Source organism: Variovorax glucosi (assembly GCF_051216695.1).
Classification (GTDB): domain Bacteria; phylum Pseudomonadota; class Gammaproteobacteria; order Burkholderiales; family Burkholderiaceae_C; genus Variovorax.
Map to the genome: position 1 here is coordinate 1 of NZ_JBPJZE010000226.1, position 1,196 is coordinate 1,196.

Here is a 1,196-nt window from a genome sequence, read left to right on the forward strand (position 1 = left end):
GTCGGTTGGGGCGTTGGTCAAGCGCTGGGCGGAGGAACGCTTGCATCCGGGTTGCCAGATCCGGCGCAGCCGCCGGCATTCAGCGAATGGGGAGAGTTTGGCGGTCGGCTGGCGCGCGGCACGGTCTCCGGATTCGCTGCTGGGTTGACCACCGCCGCACTAAGAGGGGGCAAGTACAGCGCTGCTCAAGTAGTGACTGATGCCTTTGGCAATGCGTTGGGTGAGAGCCTCGCGGGGGCCATGGAGCAGAGTTCTTCCTCAGTCAATGGAAGCGCCGGCGCAACGCAGAGTATTGGGCAGTTGCCGCCGATGGATATGGAAATTGCGCCGGGCCGAAACGACAACGAATGGAGCGGTGACACGCCCTACGCTGGTCCAGTGGGTGGGGCATACGGCTACCAAGGCATTCCCACTGGCGGTTTACCCACAACTGGCAACGGCCTCCCCATTGATGCGCTCGGGCGGGTTACGGTGACCGTGGGTGAAAACGGTGGTGTGCTATCTGCTCTGAGGGGTGCGGACATTGATCAACGGGCGGGCTAGGGACAACTTGTTCGTACCGGGCAGCTCACGAGCTTCGATGCCAAGGGTACGCCCATCGTGCAGCCCGGGCAGACTTTTACGATCGATCCAAACAGCTTGACCAGCGCAGATGCAAGGCTAGGAGGCTCATACATTGCCAAGGAGTCGAGCGGTAGGGCGGAATTGTTGCGGAGGGCGCAGGAACAAGCAGCGCAGGCGGCAACCTATCGCAACGAAAACTATGGCAATGAGGGGCGCCAGAGCCTGCAAGCTCGCGCCGACGACATCGCGTTTGTAGCAGGCGTGTTTGAGAAGAGTCCCGCGATTCCGATGCCTGTTGCGCCACCGGCTCAGTGGAGTGTTGCCGAGCGGTCATCGCCGGCGATGCGAGGCATGACGGTTGAACAGGTCCAGGCGGGCGGAATCGATGTCAGGGGCGGTCCTTCTAGCTTTGCTGCACAAGGAATAGAGTTTGGAAGCCTGCCGGGGCAACAGCTAACACCATTCCAGCGAGACTTGGCAACGTTTGCCCAGGATATTCCCAAGATTCCAGGGAATCTTGTTGTTGGAGTGGCTGAGGGGGGACTCAATCTTCTTTGGGGCGCTACTCCTGGGGCTCCGGATTATGTTCCGTACCTGGACTCGCTTCGGGTGCCTTACGACAGTCCGGTATC

2 protein-coding genes are annotated in these 1,196 nt (G+C 60.6%); both read left to right on the plus strand.

Annotation, left to right across the window (positions count from 1 at the left end; genetic code table 11):
- On the plus strand, positions 1-543 hold a 543-nt coding region (locus ACSFA3_RS24490; protein WP_435507973.1), incomplete at its 5' end, for a hypothetical protein.
- Between the two features lie 96 nt (positions 544-639).
- On the plus strand, positions 640-1,196 hold a 557-nt coding region (locus ACSFA3_RS24495), incomplete at its 3' end, for a hypothetical protein (protein WP_435507974.1).